The 16368-nt window shown below is 57.3% G+C and carries 13 protein-coding genes and 1 rRNA gene; 6 read left to right on the forward strand and 8 right to left on the reverse strand.

What is annotated here, in order from left to right:
- Window positions 1-25: 25 nt before the first annotated feature.
- Window positions 26-140, forward strand: a 5S ribosomal RNA gene (rrf, locus tag ACGK9W_RS03645).
- 67 nt (window positions 141-207) lie between these two features.
- On the opposite strand, the gene ACGK9W_RS03650 is transcribed toward rrf, so the two are convergent.
- From ACGK9W_RS03650 to ACGK9W_RS03685, 8 genes are all read right to left on the reverse strand, one after another.
- The gene (locus tag ACGK9W_RS03650; protein WP_008172928.1) at window positions 208-888 is read right to left on the reverse strand and encodes a sensor histidine kinase KdpD; all 681 of its coding nucleotides are present in this window, start codon (window positions 886-888) and stop codon (window positions 208-210) included.
- Entirely contained in the window at window positions 885-2522 is a 1638-nt protein-coding gene (locus ACGK9W_RS03655; protein WP_405419086.1) for a tetratricopeptide repeat protein, read from the reverse strand. The genes ACGK9W_RS03650 and ACGK9W_RS03655 overlap by 4 nt, the downstream gene beginning before the upstream one ends.
- Window positions 2519-6037 carry a PAS domain-containing hybrid sensor histidine kinase/response regulator gene (locus ACGK9W_RS03660; protein WP_008172926.1) on the reverse strand — a complete coding sequence of 1173 codons (3519 nt, stop codon included), beginning with the start codon at window positions 6035-6037 and terminating at the stop codon, window positions 2519-2521. Before ACGK9W_RS03660 ends, ACGK9W_RS03655 begins: the two co-directional genes overlap by 4 nt.
- A gap of 53 nt (window positions 6038-6090) precedes the next feature.
- Complete coding sequence (locus ACGK9W_RS03665) at window positions 6091-6597, reverse strand: hypothetical protein (RefSeq protein ID WP_405419089.1); 507 nt, start codon at window positions 6595-6597, stop codon at window positions 6091-6093.
- Between the two features lie 97 nt (window positions 6598-6694).
- Window positions 6695-8461: a sodium:solute symporter family protein gene (locus ACGK9W_RS03670; protein ID WP_092031935.1), complete on the reverse strand. Its 1767-nt coding sequence runs from the start codon at window positions 8459-8461 to the stop codon at window positions 6695-6697.
- A 6-nt stretch (window positions 8462-8467) separates the two neighbouring features.
- On the reverse strand, window positions 8468-8734 hold the full coding sequence (locus tag ACGK9W_RS03675; protein WP_008172923.1) for a DUF4212 domain-containing protein: 267 nt from the start codon (window positions 8732-8734) through the stop codon (window positions 8468-8470).
- A 213-nt stretch (window positions 8735-8947) separates the two neighbouring features.
- The gene (locus ACGK9W_RS03680; RefSeq protein WP_008172922.1) at window positions 8948-9655 is read right to left on the reverse strand and encodes a PolC-type DNA polymerase III; all 708 of its coding nucleotides are present in this window, start codon (window positions 9653-9655) and stop codon (window positions 8948-8950) included.
- A gap of 16 nt (window positions 9656-9671) precedes the next feature.
- Window positions 9672-11588 carry a putative nucleotidyltransferase substrate binding domain-containing protein gene (locus ACGK9W_RS03685; RefSeq protein ID WP_014576697.1) on the reverse strand — a complete coding sequence of 639 codons (1917 nt, stop codon included), beginning with the start codon at window positions 11586-11588 and terminating at the stop codon, window positions 9672-9674.
- A 170-nt stretch (window positions 11589-11758) separates the two neighbouring features.
- Between ACGK9W_RS03685 and smrA the strand changes: the two genes are divergently transcribed.
- The 5 genes from smrA (at window position 11759) to ACGK9W_RS03710 (ending at window position 16355) form a co-directional block, all read left to right on the forward strand.
- Window positions 11759-12340 carry a DNA endonuclease SmrA gene (smrA, locus tag ACGK9W_RS03690; protein ID WP_008172920.1) on the forward strand — a complete coding sequence of 194 codons (582 nt, stop codon included), beginning with the start codon at window positions 11759-11761 and terminating at the stop codon, window positions 12338-12340.
- A 63-nt stretch (window positions 12341-12403) separates the two neighbouring features.
- Window positions 12404-12595: a membrane lipoprotein lipid attachment site-containing protein gene (locus ACGK9W_RS03695; protein WP_008172919.1), complete on the forward strand. Its 192-nt coding sequence runs from the start codon at window positions 12404-12406 to the stop codon at window positions 12593-12595.
- 80 nt (window positions 12596-12675) lie between these two features.
- The gene (locus ACGK9W_RS03700) at window positions 12676-13161 is read left to right on the forward strand and encodes a (2Fe-2S)-binding protein (protein ID WP_053114899.1); all 486 of its coding nucleotides are present in this window, start codon (window positions 12676-12678) and stop codon (window positions 13159-13161) included.
- A gap of 1 nt (window position 13162) precedes the next feature.
- Entirely contained in the window at window positions 13163-15367 is a 2205-nt protein-coding gene (locus ACGK9W_RS03705; protein WP_405419093.1) for a molybdopterin cofactor-binding domain-containing protein, read from the forward strand.
- Window positions 15360-16355 carry an XdhC family protein gene (locus ACGK9W_RS03710; protein WP_405419095.1) on the forward strand — a complete coding sequence of 332 codons (996 nt, stop codon included), beginning with the start codon at window positions 15360-15362 and terminating at the stop codon, window positions 16353-16355. Before ACGK9W_RS03705 ends, ACGK9W_RS03710 begins: the two co-directional genes overlap by 8 nt.
- Window positions 16356-16368: the final 13 nt, after the last annotated feature.

Consider the following 16368-nt stretch of genomic DNA (forward strand, 5'->3'; position numbering starts at 1 on the left):
CGTCCCCCAGTGATCAACCGTTTTGCCTGACGACCATAGCGGTCTGGAACCACCTGATCCCATCCCGAACTCAGAAGTGAAACAGACCAGCGCCGATGGTAGTGTGGCGTTGCCCATGTGAGAGTAGGTCATCGTCAGGCTCCTAATACCAAAAACCCCAGCATCCTCGATGCTGGGGTTTTTTATTGCCTTCAGAAAAGACCTGGATCAGGGCAGCCAGATCTCAAACACACCACCACCGAGGCTTCCACCGTTGTGGAGTTTTATCGACCCACTTCGCTTTCCCTCACTGTGCAGTCTGGCAACGGATGAGGCGAAGAACAGCCCGAGGCTGGTACTGCCACTCTTGAAATCAAGGGATTTGAAGTTGAGTGTTCCCGTGTGCTGCATGCTGTCGGGATAGCCCTTGCCATCGTCTTCAACACCGATCACCAGATAACCGTCTCTCTCACCAGCGGTAAGCCGGATTCTGCTGCGGGTATAGCGGATGGCATTGTTGATGGTGTTATTGAGTACACCGGTCAACAGATCCTCGTCGAAAAAGCCGTTTATGTCCTCAGCGTCCACGGAAACATCAATGCCGAGCCCTTGCAGAAGAGGGTTGTGTCTGGCCAGGTGTTCCGAGAGGAAATCCGGCACAAAGTGCTCCTCAATGTGTGCCGAGAGGTTGTTCTCGCCAAGCCGGTAGATACCAAGGAGTTGCACCAGATCGTTGTGCATCCGTTCGGCTTCGTACTGCAAGGTATTGAAGCGGGAAGATTCCCCGAGGCTTTCCTCGTGCTCGCTGCGAAGCTCGTCGAGGGAATTAAGGAGCATGCCAAGCGAGTTCTTCATATCGTGAACGGCTGAGGCAAGCACCATGGAAAAATCGATATTCTGGTCTTTCATACCATCAGCCCCTTCAGTTTTTGTTGTAAGGCGATATAGCGCCGATGTTGGCGGTGTTGCTCCGGCAGTCCTGCAAGGCGATCCAGGCAAGTCTGGCAGCGTTTGAGGAGCTCAGCGTTACCGGGACTGTTGTCATTCTCCTTCATCAGCACCTGAACCAGGTTAAGGTTCAGGGCAGCGTGGTCCGGGACGATTTCCAGAGCCTTTGAAAAGATCTCCACGGCTTCTTGCAGGTTCCCGGCTTCGAACGCTTTTATGCCATCCCGGTTGAGGGTTCGGGCTTTGATTTTCTGCCGGAACCCTACGGGCTCATCAAGGAGGCTTTCAATCTTCTGAAGTATGTCAGGCTCGTTGCTGAACCGCTCTGACATCTCTCGTAATAGCGCTTTGGCGTCGCTTTCATGTCCGAGTCGAAACAGGGTCTTGGCGTAATCAAGACCCGTTGCGGCATCCAGGGCTGCGGCATTGTCGAGTTTCGGTCTGATCCTCTCGAGGATTTCGGTCGCCTCTTTATCCTGACTCTGTCCCGCATAAACCCGGCACTGGACGATCTGGCTCCGCAAACTGATACCTTCCTCGGCCTCGAATCGTTTTTCCATCTTCTTGAGAACGGTCAGTGCTTCCCTGGCTTTTTCTTTGCCTTCTTCTTCAAGATTGCCCTCGCTGAGGTCGGAAAGTGCCTGGCCCAAGGCGAGGTAATGCTCTGAATTGTCGTGAATCGAGTGGGTGCCAAGCTCTATTGTGCGCTGCCAGGCCTCGGATGATGTTTCGAGATCTTGGTTGGAGCCGGCCAGCTGTGCAAGATGCTTTTGCCGAAGTAGGGCATTGGGGGAATGCTCTATGGCTTTCTCCAGTACCTGCTGTGCCTGTGTCGGCCGGCCCTGCCGTTCGAACCCCTCTGCCAGAAGGTCATAGGCCTCCATGTAGTCCGGATGATTTGCAATAAGCTCTCGCAGGCCTTCAACAGCCTGGTCGAAGCTTCGATTGGCGAGCAGGACTTTGCAGCGTCCGAGCCTTGCCCAGGACAATTCCCGTTGTGCAAGAACGTCATCGAAGGTTTTGAGCGCGTGCGCCAGGTCCCCGAGCTGGAAATACAGGTCGCCCAGGGTTTTCATTAACCAGGTCTTGTAACGTGGCTGCCGGGGCAGCATTTGGAGACAGAGCGAAATGGCTTCCGGGTAGTTTTCCCGGTCGATTTCCCGATTGATGGGCATGAGTGTGTTGCGCTGGCTGATCAGGGCGCTAAGACGTTTCTCGAGTACAGCCCGGTTGATGGGCTTGGTCAGATAGGCATCGGGCTGGTACTCCCTCGCCCCCATGACCATTTCCTTGGAAGTCTCCGCTGTTACCATGAGGAACAGGGATGAGCGCTTCAGTAATTTTTTATACCGGAGGTCCTCGAGGATATGCTGGCCATTCTTGCCCTCTCCCAGGTTGAAGTCGCACAACACGACATCCACGTGATTGTAGGTACAGTGCTGGATGGCCTGACTGGCATTGGAGACCAGCTCGATAGAGTCAGCGCCACAACTGCGCAACATCTGGCGAATGGACAACCGGAAATTTTCGAAGTCATCGATCACGAGATAGTTGAGTTTGCCGAAAGGATTGGCGTCCGCTTTGGTGTCGGTCATGAGCGCTTCTGTTTCAGTAGCTTGTTAACCAGTGCCCTCAGTGCAGCCGGTTTCACCGGTTTGTAGAGAATCTGGTAGCCCCGGTTGATGGCATCCTCCCGAACTTCAGGCGCCATATAACCGGTGATGAGTATGCCCGGGATGTTGGCATTAAGAGCACCGCGAATGCTGTCCATGGCATCGAGGCCGTTCTTGTTATCATCTAGCTGATAATCGGCAAGTATAATATCAGGCCGATTCCCTTCCAGTTTTTCCATGGCGTCTTCCAGGCTTTCGGCGGCCGTTACGTCACATTTCCAGTTCCCAAGCAACGCGACCATGCCCTGCAGGATAGCCGGATCGTTATCGATGCACAGGAAATGCAGGCCTCCGAGGTTGGATACCCTGCGTGAGCCCGATGCGGGCTTGGCAGCGGTGGTCTCGTTCTGTTCCGGAGCCGCTGTTGGCACGGTGATACCGAAGACACTGCCTCGGCCCTGGACGGAATGGACGCTGACCGGGTGGTTCAGCATGCCGCTGATACGGTCAACGATGGCGAGACCGAGCCCCAGGCCCTTTTTATCCCGGCCATGCTGAAACCGACGAAATTCCTCGAAAATGTGTGCCAGCTGGTCCTCGGGTATACCGGGACCGGTATCCCAGACTTCTATACGAATATAGCCTTTCAGACGCCGGCACCCGAGCAGAATCTTGCCTTCCGGCGTGTAACGTATGGCGTTGGACAGGAAATTCTGGACCACACGACGCAGCAATTTGGAATCGGATCGGATCCAGGCCGTGCTGGGCACAACGTGCAGCTCCAGGTTCTGGTCCTTGGCGATTGCTGAAAAGTCGGTTGCCAGGTGGCGCATGATCTCGTTCACGGGGAAGACCCCGATATCGGGCTCCAACGCACCCGCGTCCAGCTTTGAAATATCCAGCAGGGTGCTGATGATTTCCTCGGCAGCCCCGAGAGAGCTGTCGATGTGGTCCACGAGATCTTTCATCTCGCCGTCATCTGCTTTCCCGGCGAGAGCAGAGGTAAACAGTCTGGCTGCGTTCAGGGGCTGGAGAAGGTCGTGGCTGGCAGAGGCTAGGAAGCGTGTCTTGCTCTGGTTCGCCTGTTCTGCCACCGATTTGGCCTTCAGCATCTGCTCATTGATGACCTGAAGCTCCTGGGTGCGCTCCTTGACCCGCTGCTCGAGGTAGATGTTGGTCTCCTTGAGGGCCTGCTCGGTTCTGCGCATGGCCGTGATGTCCTGGAACGTGGTGACATAGCCACCACCAGGTATCGGGCTGCCATCGATGCGTAACACCGTACCATCCGGTCTCTGGCGCTCGTAGGACATCGGCCGTCCCTCCCGCATGCTCGTGCAGCGATCGACGACGATCTCATCAATCCGGCGGGCAGATAGATTGGCATTGGTAAGGTTATAGCGCATCAGATCTTCAACAGGCCGACCGACCCTGACGAAGCCCTTCGGGTAGGTGAACAGTTCCAGATATCGGTGGTTCCAGACCACCAGTTGCTGCTGGTGGTTAACCACAGACACGCCCAGACTGATATTTTCAATCGCTGACTGGAGCAACTCCCGGCTGAAGGTCATGGCCTGGGACGCTTCGTCGACGATGCTGACCACATCCTCGATCTGCATGTCCCGGCCGGTGAGGGTCGATTCCAGGACCACCCTGGCGGTGGAGGCGCCGATCACCGAGGCCAGTTGGCGCTCGATGTATTTCATCAGGTGCGCCGATGCCGGGCGGTGCGGGTGCAAACGGATGGCGTTGCGGCGTTCGTAATTCCGGAAAATGGTTTCCGAGCGTTCTTCACCCATGAACCGGTCGGTTAGCGCCTGGAGGTCGGATGTCAGTATTTCGCCCTGCCAGCTCTGATGCTGCGCGGTCTCCGCTTTGGGCTGCGGATCGTGGAAGAAGGAGGCAATCTGGATCTTCTCTCGGACACGTTGACGGGTCAGCATCGAAAGTACGATGTACACCAAAGTGTTGATGCCGAGGCTCCAGATAATGCCGTGACTGGTCTGGTCCAGCTCGGACCCGAACAGGGCAGTGGGGCGCGTCCAGTTCAGTCCCCAGATTCCCTGCTCAATCAGTGTGTCGTTGACCCAACCGGTGGTGGCCAGTGCCGGCAGTAGCAGGGTGTAACACCACATCAGGAAACCAAGGCCAAGGCCCCAGACGGCGCCCATGTAATTGCCCCGGCGCCAGATAATGCCGCCTACCAGCGCCGGCCCGAACTGCGCCGCTGCCGCAAATGACAGCAGGCCGAAGGCCGTCAGGCTGTAGTCTTCGCCGGCCATCCGATAAAAACCATAGGCGGTGAGCAGCACCACAAAGATAGCGACCCGGCGGATACTCAGGAGCAGGTAGCTGAGGTCCGTGCGCCGGTTCATGCCTGGTCGGAAAAATTTCAGCAGGGCCGGCATGATGATCTCGTTGCTGACCATGGTGGCAATCGCCACTGAGCACACGATTACCATGGCTGCAGCCGCTGACCCGCCACCGAGGAACGCCAGTATGGCCAGCCATTCCTCGCCTGCCATGATCGGCAGCTGCAGTATCAGGATGTCAGGATTTCCAGCAGAGGCCTCGGGCGACAGCAGGCCCGCAGCGGCAATAGGAAGCACAAAGGCGCTGGCTACGATCAGGTAGATCGGCATAGCCCAGCGGGCAATCTCGAAGTCCCGATGATCGGTATTTTCAACCACCATGACATGAAATTGCCGGGGCAGGCAGATGATCGCGAGCATGGCAATGAGTGTCTGGGTAATGAATGCCGGCGCTTCGATACCATCGGTGGTCAGGGTGCCGATCAGGTCGGCGTCCCGAGCCCGTTCAAACAGATCGCCAAACCCGCCATAGAGCCCGTAGCCAACGAACAGCCCCACAGCGACGAAAGCCACGAGCTTGATCAGTGATTCGAAGGCCACGGCCTGGATCATGCCCCGATGATGCTCGGTGGATTCCAGGTGTCGGGTACCGAACAGAACGGTAAAGACCGCCAGGGCAAGGGTGATGTACCACGCGGAGTCACTCCAGGCCGCCGTGCTCAGCTCTTCATAGCCTGTTCCGGTAGCCGAGAGCACGTTGAAGCCCATTGCAATGGCTTTCAGTTGCAACGCAATGTAGGGAACACTGCCGATCAGGGCAAAGGTTGCAATCATTGCGGCCAGGAGCTGGGATTTGCCATACCGGGAGGCGATGAAGTCGGCAATGGAGGTACTGTTATTGCGCTTGCTGATATAGATGATCCGGCGCAGCAAGGGCGCACCGAACACGAAGACCAGCAAGGGCCCGAGGTAGATGGGGAGAAACCCCAGACCCTCCTGGGTGGCGCGTCCAACGGCGCCGTAGAAAGTCCAGGAGGTGAAGTAGACTGCCAGGGAGAGTGCGTATATGTGCGTGCGTGCCAGGCGCCTGCGATATAACCCGGGGTGTTTGTCGCCGGCCCAGGCGATCACGAACAGGATCGAGATGTAGGTGATGGAAATGAGGACCAGCAGCCAGGCACTAATCATGGTTACGCGTTCCCGACAGTATCAGCAGGTTGGTGCATCACGCTAACGAGTTATCACTCGGCGCAGACGGTTTCATACAGGGGGTCTCCGGGCTCGAGCAGTTTAAGGTTATCCACTCGCGGGCTTCCGTCAGATCCCAGAGGTACCAGTTCCCGGGTCGCACAGTTAATGATGTGAACGCGATGAGAAACCGCGTCTGTCATCTTCTGCTCGAAGCGATAGAGGGTAAACCGGACGATGTCTTCGCTGCTGGTATCACGGCTGATACTTTTGGTGTCGACCGTGGAAAATGCGGTGACGTAAGGGAGCACGAAGGTCCATGGGCGCCACAGGATGCCGTCGGATTCGGTGCTCACAACCACCGCTTCGTCCGGCAGACGTGCTTCTTTCTGGTCGAACCAGGTGTATTCCATGTAAATGAGATAGCCGAGCATGCCCGCGCCGGCAAAAACGGGGATGATCCACTTCGGGGCTTTGTTTCGAGTGGCGGCGCGAATACCCAGTGCAATACCAGCAGCGCCAAGGCCGCAAACTACAGTAGCGACAAATGTCCAGAGCATATTATGACTTCCTCAAAAAAGAACGGGCTTCCTCATTGAGGAAGCCCGTTCAGTATCAACCTGTCAGTTCATCGAACAAATCAGGCTGAGATGTTGCTTAGTGGTCTTGAGCCTGACCGGCACCACGTGGGTAACGGACGCTTTCAACCAGTTCCTGAATCTCAACGGGCGGTTCTTCAGTTGCGTTGGATACAATGAAGGCTACCGCAAAGTTGACGATTGCACCAACCGCGCCGATTGACAGCGGGGAGATGCCCAGCACCCAGTTTTCAGGAGTGTCTGGCAGGTTAGCTGTACCCGGGATGAACAGCCAGCCCTTGTACACGAAGATGTATACCAGGGTGAACGTCAGACCGCTCAGCATACCAGCGATGGCACCGGTATTGTTCACGCGCTTGGAGAAGATGCCCATCATCAGCGCCGGGAACAGGGATGCTGCCGCGATACCGAAGGCCAGGGCAACGACCTGTGCCGCAAAGCCTGGAGGGTTCGCCCCAAGGTAGGTGGCAACAACGATCGCAACGGCCATCGATATCCGTGCTGCGAGCAGCTCGCCTTTCTCCGAAATCGCCGGATTAATGGAACCCTTGATCAGGTCGTGACTGACCGCCGAGGAGATCGCCAGCAACAGACCGGCCGCTGTGGACAGTGCTGCTGCGAGACCACCCGCTGCGATCAGACCGATGACCCAGCCTGGCAGGTTGGCGATTTCCGGGTTGGCCAGTACCAGGATATCCCGGTTAACGACCAGCTCATTGCCGTTCCAGCCGCGGGCTTCAGCCGTAGGCGCGAAGGCTTCGCTGTCGTTGTAAAGCTGGATACGGCCGTCTTCGTTCTTGTCGGTGAACTGGATAAGACCAGTTACTTCCCACTCCTTGATCCAGTTCGGACGCTCATCGTACTGGATGGGCTCCGCTGAGGTGCCGTCCGGGTAGATGGTGGTCATCAGGTTCAAGCGAGCCATGGAAGCAACCGCCGGCGCAGTCAGGTACAGCAGGGCGATGAATACCAGAGCCCAGCCTGCGGACCAGCGTGCGTCAGCCACCTTGGGTACGGTGAAGAAGCGGATGATAACGTGTGGCAGGCCTGCAGTACCGATCATCAGCGACAGGGTAAACAGAACCATGTTCAGTTTGTTGTCGATATCGGCGGTGTACTCATTGAAGCCGAGGTCGGTGATAACCTGGTTCAGCTTGCTGAGGATCGGCATGCCGGAATCCACGTGAGTCGAGAACAGACCCAGACCTGGAATCGGGTTACCGGTCAGCTGCAGAGAGATGAACACAGCAGGAATGGTGTAGGCAATGATCAGCACGCAGTACTGTGCCACCTGGGTGTAGGTGATACCCTTCATGCCACCCATAACTGCGTAGATGAAGACCACGACAGCCGCGATCATGAGGCCAACGGTGGAATCAACTTCCAGGAAGCGGGAGAAGGCAACACCAGCACCAGCCATCTGGCCGATAACGTAGGTAACAGACGCTACGATCAGGCAGATAACCGCTACGAGGCGGGCATTCTTGCTGTAGAAACGGTCGCCGATAAACTCGGGAACCGTAAACTTGCCAAACTTCCGCAGGTACGGAGCCAGCAGCATGGCCAGCAGAACGTAACCGCCAGTCCAGCCCATAAGGAAGGTGGAGTTGGCGTAGCCACCGGCAGCAATCAGACCTGCCATGGAGATAAACGATGCCGCGGACATCCAGTCGGCGCCGATTGCTGCGCCGTTGGTGATCGGATGAACACCGCCGCCGGCAACGTAGAAGTCACTCGTGCTTCCGGCCTTGGCCCAGATAGCAATTGCGATGTAGAGGAGGAATGAGCCCCCTACGAAAATGATGTTAATGGCAAATTGGCTCATTCGTTCTTACTCCTCGTGCACGCCGAATTTTTCATCGATCTTGTTCATGCGCCACGCGTAGTGGAAGATCAGAGCGATGAACGTGAGGATGGAACCTTGCTGGGCGAACCAGAAGCCCAGATCGGTGCCACCAATTGGAATGCCCGCGAGCATCGGACGGAGCAGAATTGCAAAGCCGTAAGATACCAGGGCCCAGACAATCAGGCTCCCGAATATCAGGCGTAGATTCGCCTTCCAGTACGCTTCAGCATCGTAGCTATGACCTGCTGACATAGGATCACTCCTGTTTTGTTGTTGTGGAGGTTGGGTGGGTTTTTGGTGAGGCACTTCGATTAGAGAATTTATTATTCATATAAGTACTTCTCCGACTAGTTGTCCCTACTGACTTTACTGGTCAAGCGATTTATAGATATTGGCAAAAGGTCTAATTCTCAGTAATTTGGCGTGACGTCGGTCTATAAATGCGATGTTCCGCCAGGCATCGATTCAGAAACGATGCATGTTTTGCAGGCGCCGATGGTAATGGAGCTTGTCGTAAAGCCCTTTGAGAGTTTTTACCCCTTCCGACCGCGCCTTATTAAGTGCGACCAGGGTAAGTTCGGCTGTAGCGAGAGCATCGGAAGCGGCGTGGTGACGTTCGCTGACTTCAAGGCCGAAATAATCGGCCCAGTTGTCGAGTCCTTTGCCACCGGTCTTGGTGTTTGGAAAAAATGCAGGCATCAAGTCGGCCACGTCCATCCAGGTATGAGGCTGGGTATAGCCAAGCTGCGCCTTCAGGGTCTTTTCCAGAAATTTTTGATCGAACGCCGAGTGGTAGGCCAGGATAGGGTCGCCGTTCATCCACTCAAGAAGATAAAGAAGGGCATCCTCGATTTCGTGCCCCTGGGTCAGCGCCTCGGGCCCGATCCCGTGAATGAGCACGGTTTCGCGGATGTCGAGCTCCGGACGCCTGAGGATCAGGTCGAACTGGTCGCCCAGATGGATAATGCCGCCGCGGATGGCGACGGCCCCGATAGCGATCACCTCGTCCTTGGAGGGGTTCAGTCCCGTGGTTTCAAGATCCAGCACGATCAGACGGCAGTCCGTAAGCAACTGTTCTCCTGGCGTTTTCGGGTTGGGCAGATTGCCAGGATCGTGGCTGCCGATTTTTCCGCCCCGGCGATGCTCAATCCATTGTTTGATCTGTTCCAGCATGTCTCGCGCCTGAAGGTCAGAGTTGGTAGGTAACTTCGAGTTTTTGTTGCAACCGCTGCGCCTGCCTGAAAGATTCCCGCAGGATTCGACGGTCGAGTGGGTTCAGATCGTCGGGATCGATGTAGTTGGTGAGCTCCTCTCCCTTTGCCAGCATTTCCTGGTGGGCCCGCATGCGGATCGCCTGGATCAGGCTATAACCTTCCTTCCAGGCGTTGGCATCTTTCGGATCGAAGACGCCCTTTTTCGCCAGCTCATCCATGCGCTCCAGCGTGTTCGCGGTCTCAACGCCATTCGCCAGGGCGAAAACCCGCACTGCCTCAACAAACGGCGCCAGGCCCTGACGCTTGAGGTCCAGTGAGTGCTTGTTGCCCTCGGATATATAGCGGAAATTGCGGAACATGGTGAGCGGCGGCTTCCGCTGGAACGCATTCCCGGCAAGCATTTTCTGGAACAGGGCGTTTTTCCGGATCCGCGTGAGGATCTTGTCCAGAAGATCGTTCAGCGGCTCGGTTGGACCGTAGATAGCCCTCATATCAAGAAAAATTGAGGAATACACCAGGTTCTGGGGTGTGGAGGCATCAATGAACCGGATAAACCAGTCGTCCCACTCCTTGTCGCTCAAGCAGAGTTTCGGGTTACTGGCCATGATGTTGCCCTTGCACAGGGTGAAGCCACATTCGGCCAGTTCGTCGTTTACCTTTCGCGCAAAGGGCAACAGCTTTTCCCGGACCTGTTCGGCGGTCATCCCTTCCGGCGTCTGGAACAGTATGCCGTTGTCCTGGTCGGTCAGCAGGGTCTGCTCCTGGCGGCCCTCGCTGCCAAACGTCAGCCAGGTGAAGGGAATGCCCGGGTCGTTCTTCTTGATGTTCAGTTCCAGGACCCGTCTGACGGTTACATCATTGAGCGTGGTGATGATCTTGACCACCTGCCCGGAGTCGGCGCCGTGGGCGAGCATCGCATCCACCAGGCGTGATACGTCTGTTCGCAGGCTGACCAGGGTGCGCAGGTGGGTGGCCGTGCCAATGGTGCGGGCAAGGTTTACCAGGTCCACGCGCTGCAGGGAGAACAGGTCTCGTTCCGAAACCACGCCAATCAGTTTACGGTCATCGTCGATGACGCAAAGATGCGCAAAATGATGCTCCGCCATCAGCATGGCAGCTTCGAACGCATCCGCATGGGAGGGAAGGCAGCAGGGATTCTTGGTCATTACCTGCTGTATGGGTGTATCCAGGGGGCCGGTGCCCTCGGCGATCATGGTGCGAAGGTCCCGCAGTGTGAAAATGCCGGTCGGGATACGGTTTTCATCGGTAACGATAATGCTGCCGACGTTGTTTTCGTGCATTCGGGCCACGGCTTTACGCACCGGCAGATCGGGCGAGCAGACAATCGGATTGCGCAGGGCATAGCGTTCAAGTGGCGTATCGAGGGACGTGCTGGACCCGATTGAGGCCATGGCACTTGACTGTATGCGCCGGTTCACCTGATCGAGCAGGCTGCTGACGCCCCGCAGGCAAAAATCCCGGAAAGGTTCGCTTTCAGCAAAGAGTGTAACGAACGCTGTCTGCCCGATGCTGAGGCAGAAGGTGTCGCCGTCTGCCCGATGCAGGGTTCTGGTTGGCCGTTCGCCGATCATGGCGGCGAGGGGAAAGCACTCGCCTTGGCTGATCTCGAAGGTCGTTTCCGTGCGGTCTTCTTTGTCGTTGTGGCGCTCGCCACGAATCCGCCCCTGTTTGACCACGTAAAATCGTTTAACGACATCCTGATCCGGAGACAGCACGATATCGCCATCGGCGTAGAACTGGATGGAGGCGTTCTCCGCGAAATGCGCAAGATGGGAGTCATCCATGCTGGAGAAAGGCGCGTGTTCCCGCAAAAACGTCATGATGGCGCGGATGTTCTGCGGGCGGTCATTTTCCTGGTGCGCTGAGGCCATGTCCGTCGTCACTCGCTGGTTATTATTGTCCGTCTGAAGTGTAGTGTAGCCAAAGCATCTGTTGCCCTACGATTTTGGTCGCAATAAGTCTGACATAGATCAGTTTTCTTTAAGGCCGGTTACCCAGGTGGTAAAGTCGGTCTCTGAAACAGGTCATTAATTGTAACGCCATGACTACCAAAGAAGAGCGCCTCAGCTTCCTTGAGGAAATGAAAGACGTCCGGCGTATCCGCAAGCCCAACCGGGCCGAGGTGACAACGCCCCGGGAACTGACGCCAGGTCATCTGGAACGTCAGCGGGCGGCTGTTGAAAAGCCCGCGCGGGACACCAATCCCCTGACTTCCGACATGGTAGAGCCGCTTACGGCCCACGATATCCTGAGCTGGCAGCGGCCAGGCATCCAGCACGGCGTATTTCGAAAGCTCCGGCTGGGCCAGTATCCGATCGAAGCGCGCCTTGATCTGCACCGTATGACCGTTGAGCAGTCCCGTCGCGAAGTCTTCAGGTTCATCGGTGATTGCGTGCGCTATGGCCTGCGGTCGGTCATCATTCTTCATGGCAAGGGCGAGCGTAATCCTGATGGTATCGCCCAGTTGAAAAGCTACCTCGCCAAATGGTTGCCGGAGCTGGACGATGTCCTGGCCTTTCATTCGGCCCAGAAACACCATGGTGGTACGGGGGCTGTTTATGTCATGGTGCGAAAGAGTGACCGGGATAAGCAGCATAATCGTGAACTCCACGGCAGCCGTTAGGGCTGCCAATCCCAGGTATTCCTTAACACGAGCCGCGGTGGCGGCTGAACGGAGGTTATCGTCGTGAAAAAAGCTGTATTGGTTGTATTCGCCGTACTGGCACTGGCGGGCTGTAAGGATCGAGTTATCTGGAACGACAACGGCAAGGTTGAAGAGGCCACAACGGATCGGGAGGTCTGGGACTCAAACGGCAAGATGGAGTCCGGCGAACGCAAGATCTGGGTTAACAAGGATGGCGAAGAAGTCGTCAGATAGGACTCTGGTATCTGCCATAGGGGTAGCGACAATAATAAAGCCGGAAACAACACCGGAGACAGGTAAAGGAGAGGGTTGGGATGGCCGTGAGCCTGACAGTCAATGGCGACGAGCGGTCGCTGAACATTGAAGGGGATACGCCTCTTCTATGGGTATTGCGTGATGAGCTGGGGCTCAAGGGAACTAAATTCGGTTGCGGCGCGGGCCTCTGTGGTGCCTGCACAGTTCACCTGAACGGGCAGCCTGTGCGCTCCTGCTCGACACCGGTCGAAATGGCCGCGGGTGGTGATGTGGTTACGATTGAAGGCCTGGGGGAGGGAAGTCGTCTTCATGCACTGCAGGATGCCTGGATAGAACACGGCGTTCCTCAATGCGGCTACTGCCAGTCGGGCCAGATCATGAGTGCGGCCCACCTTCTGGCCAGCAATCCGGCGCCTTCACGTGAGGAAATTGTTGCGGCCATGACAGGCAATCTTTGCCGATGCGGCACCTACTCGCGGATCATTGCAGCCGTGGAATCCGTCGTCGCTGATACGTCAGACGGCGCTCAGGGAGGGGCCGCATAACATGGCGATGAATCGACGAAATTTCCTCAAGGTCAGTGCCGGGGCCTCCGGGAGCCTCATGGTTTCAATAACGTTGCCGGGCTGCGCGGGAATCCAGACGGGGTATGAGCCGGACACGGGCGAATGGCGTCCCGATGCCTGGCTGGAACTGACTGCCGATGATGAAGTCTTCTTCACCCTGGCCCGGGTCGAAATGGGGCAAGGAACTTACACCGGGTTGACCACTTTGATTGCCGAAGAGCTGGAAATCCAGCCGGAGCGGATCACCCCACGCTTTGCACCTGTGGCGCCGGAGTATCGAAATCCTCTGTACAAGCTTCAACTGACAGGCGGTAGCACCAGTGTTGCGACCAGTTGGGAGCCGCTTCGAACGGCCGGAGCGGAAGCCCGGCAAATGCTGGTTATGGCGGCAGCACGTGTATGGAACGTCGAAGCAACCGAATGTCGCGCCAGTGAAGGCAGGGTGGTGCACCCGAACGGTATCGACTCCATGGCCTATGGCCAGTTGGTTGAGTTGGCCGCCAAAGAAGTGCTGCGTGGTGACATAGCGCTCAAGCCGCAGAGCGAATGGAAATACATTGGCAAGCAGCGAGGCAAACTCGATGCCCGGGCGAAGTCCACGGGAACCGCAGTTTACGGGATTGATGTCGATCTTCCGGACATGGTGTACGGCGTTGTTTCACGCTCTCCCCGACGCGGCGGCCGCGTTCGGGACTTCAACGCTGATCAGGTCCGTGCAATGACGGGTGTGCTTGATGTTTTTGAGATCGAGCGTGGCGTGGCCGTTGTTGCCGACAAATACTGGCGTGCCCGGAAGGCTCAGGACGCGCTCAAGATAGACTGGGATTTTTCGGATGCCGTGTCTCTGTCTACGGGCGACGTGTTCGACTCCTACCGCGCCGCCGCCGATGACGATCCCGGAGAGTCCGAGCGTAGTGAGGGCAGTTTTGCCAGTTCCATGGAGGAGGGCGACCGGGTGGTGGAAGCGGAATATGCCCAGCCCTACCTGGCCCACGCGACATTGGAGCCCATGAGTGCCACGGCCTGGTACCGAGAGGACGGCATGGAGGTGTGGGCCCCTACACAGGCGCCGGACCTTGGCCGGATAGCAGCAGCCCGGGTGACCAATCTTGGCCCCGACGATATCACTATCAATACGACCTTTCTCGGCGGCGGTTTTGGCCGTCGACTGACTCAGGACTATATCGAAGAAGCGGCGGCAGTGGCCTATCGGGTCGGACGGCCGGTTAAGGTCATCTGGTCCCGTGAAGAGGACACCCGTCACGATCTCTATCGCCCTGCCATGCTGCACCGTATGAAAGCCAGCCTGTCTGGTGCTGAGCTGACGGGCTGGCATCACCAGATTGTTGGTCCTCAGATCCTGGACTGGTATGTCCGCAATGCGGCCCCTGCCCAGTATCCCTGGGCGCCAAAATTCATGTACGACACACTTGGCTCAGTCGGGCTAATGGCCGAAGGCATTGCCACGCCGAAAGATCACTCCGCGATTGAGGGGGCTATCGAATACCCCTACCGGGTCCCCAATATTGATATCCGTCATACCCACACCGATCCCGGCATTCCGATTACCTGGTGGCGTTCGGTAGGTTTTTCCCACAACGGGTTTGCCGTCGAAACTTTCATGGACGAACTTGCCCATGAGGCAGGTGAGGATCCTTACCAGTTCCGTCGTCGCCTTATTGCCCACGAGCCGAGGCACCTTGAAGTGCTTGACCGGGTTGCCAGGCTGGCCGACTGGCAGTCGCCTGTGCCAGAAGGGCGGGCCCGGGGGCTCGCCCTGTTCCGGAGTTTCGGAACGTACGTTGCCCAGGTGGTGGAAGCCGGAGTCGAGAATGGTGCGATCCGGGTATACAAGGTCACCTGTTCGGTGGACTGCGGCCAGGTCGTTAACCCCCGTATCGTGGAGGACCAGATCGAGGGCGGTATCCTGTTTGGGCTGACTGCGGCACTTTATGGAGAAATCACGCTGGAGAATGGCGAGGTCCAGCAGAGCAATTTCCACGACTACCCCCTAATGAGGCAGTACGAGCGTCCTGAGGTACTGGTGGATATTGTTGCAAGCAGCGAGTCGCCGACCGGAGTCGGCGAGCCGGGCGTGCCGCCGGTGATCCCGGCCCTGGGTAATGCCCTGTTTGCGCTCAATGGAAAGCGGCAGCGTAGCCTGCCATTGAGAGCCAATGCCTGATTCAAGCGTCGCCTATTCGGTCGCTACTGGCCGCCAGACCGTATTAGACAGAATGTCTCACTGGCTGGAGGAAGGTCAGAGAGCCTGGCTTTGCACCATAGTGGACACCTGGGGCTCCTCGCCGCGTCCGGTTGGCTCCTGGCTGGCGATTGCAGAATCCGGTCACTGGAGCGGGTCGGTGTCCGGTGGCTGTCTGGAAGAGGATCTGCTCCGGCGCACAGCGGAAGACGGTCCGGACCATCCGGTTTTCGTTGATTATGGAATCACCGATGATGACCGGGATCATTTCCAGCTGCCTTGCGGTGGCCGGATACGGCTTCTGATTGAACCCTTCCGGGGTCAGACGGGTCTCGATCACGTTCAGGCATTGGCGGCTGCCTTGCGCGATCGCGAACCGGTGGTTCGTCGCGTGCCGATAAACGGGGCTGCGACGCTGGAGCATTCTGCCTCCCGGGCCGGTAATACGGTCCACTTCGACGGCGAACAGCTCCTTCACACTTTGCAGCCTGAGTGCCGGCTATTGCTGATTGGTGCCGGCGAAGTCGCCCGTTACGTTTTTGAATTCGCGACCGCGGCGGATTTTGCTGTCACCCTCTGTGAGCCGAGGGAGGCCTTCGCCGCCGGCTGGAGTTTTGAAGGGATTCCCCTGGACCGGCGCCTGCCCGATGATCTGATTTCGACACAGTTTGGCGACGCCTGGTCCGGTATTCTGGCCCTCGCCCATGATCCGCGCGTCGATGATATGGGGCTGTTGGCCGCTCTTAACTCCAGAGCCTTTTACGTTGGCGCCATGGGATCCCGAAGGACCTCAGAAGCCAGGCGCGAGAGGCTCGCCTGTCTGGGGCTGGAAGAAGACGCACTGGAGCGCCTGCGAGCCCCCATTGGCGTCGATATTCCGAGTAAGACACCGGCAGAAATTGCTGTCTCCATTGTCGCCGATCTGATTGCCGCACGGCATCATTTGCGAGGAGCTGGTTCGTCCCTATAATGGCGCCCATGGG

The organism is Marinobacter flavimaris (genome assembly GCF_045057155.1).
In the GTDB taxonomy this organism is placed as follows: domain Bacteria; phylum Pseudomonadota; class Gammaproteobacteria; order Pseudomonadales; family Oleiphilaceae; genus Marinobacter; species Marinobacter manganoxydans.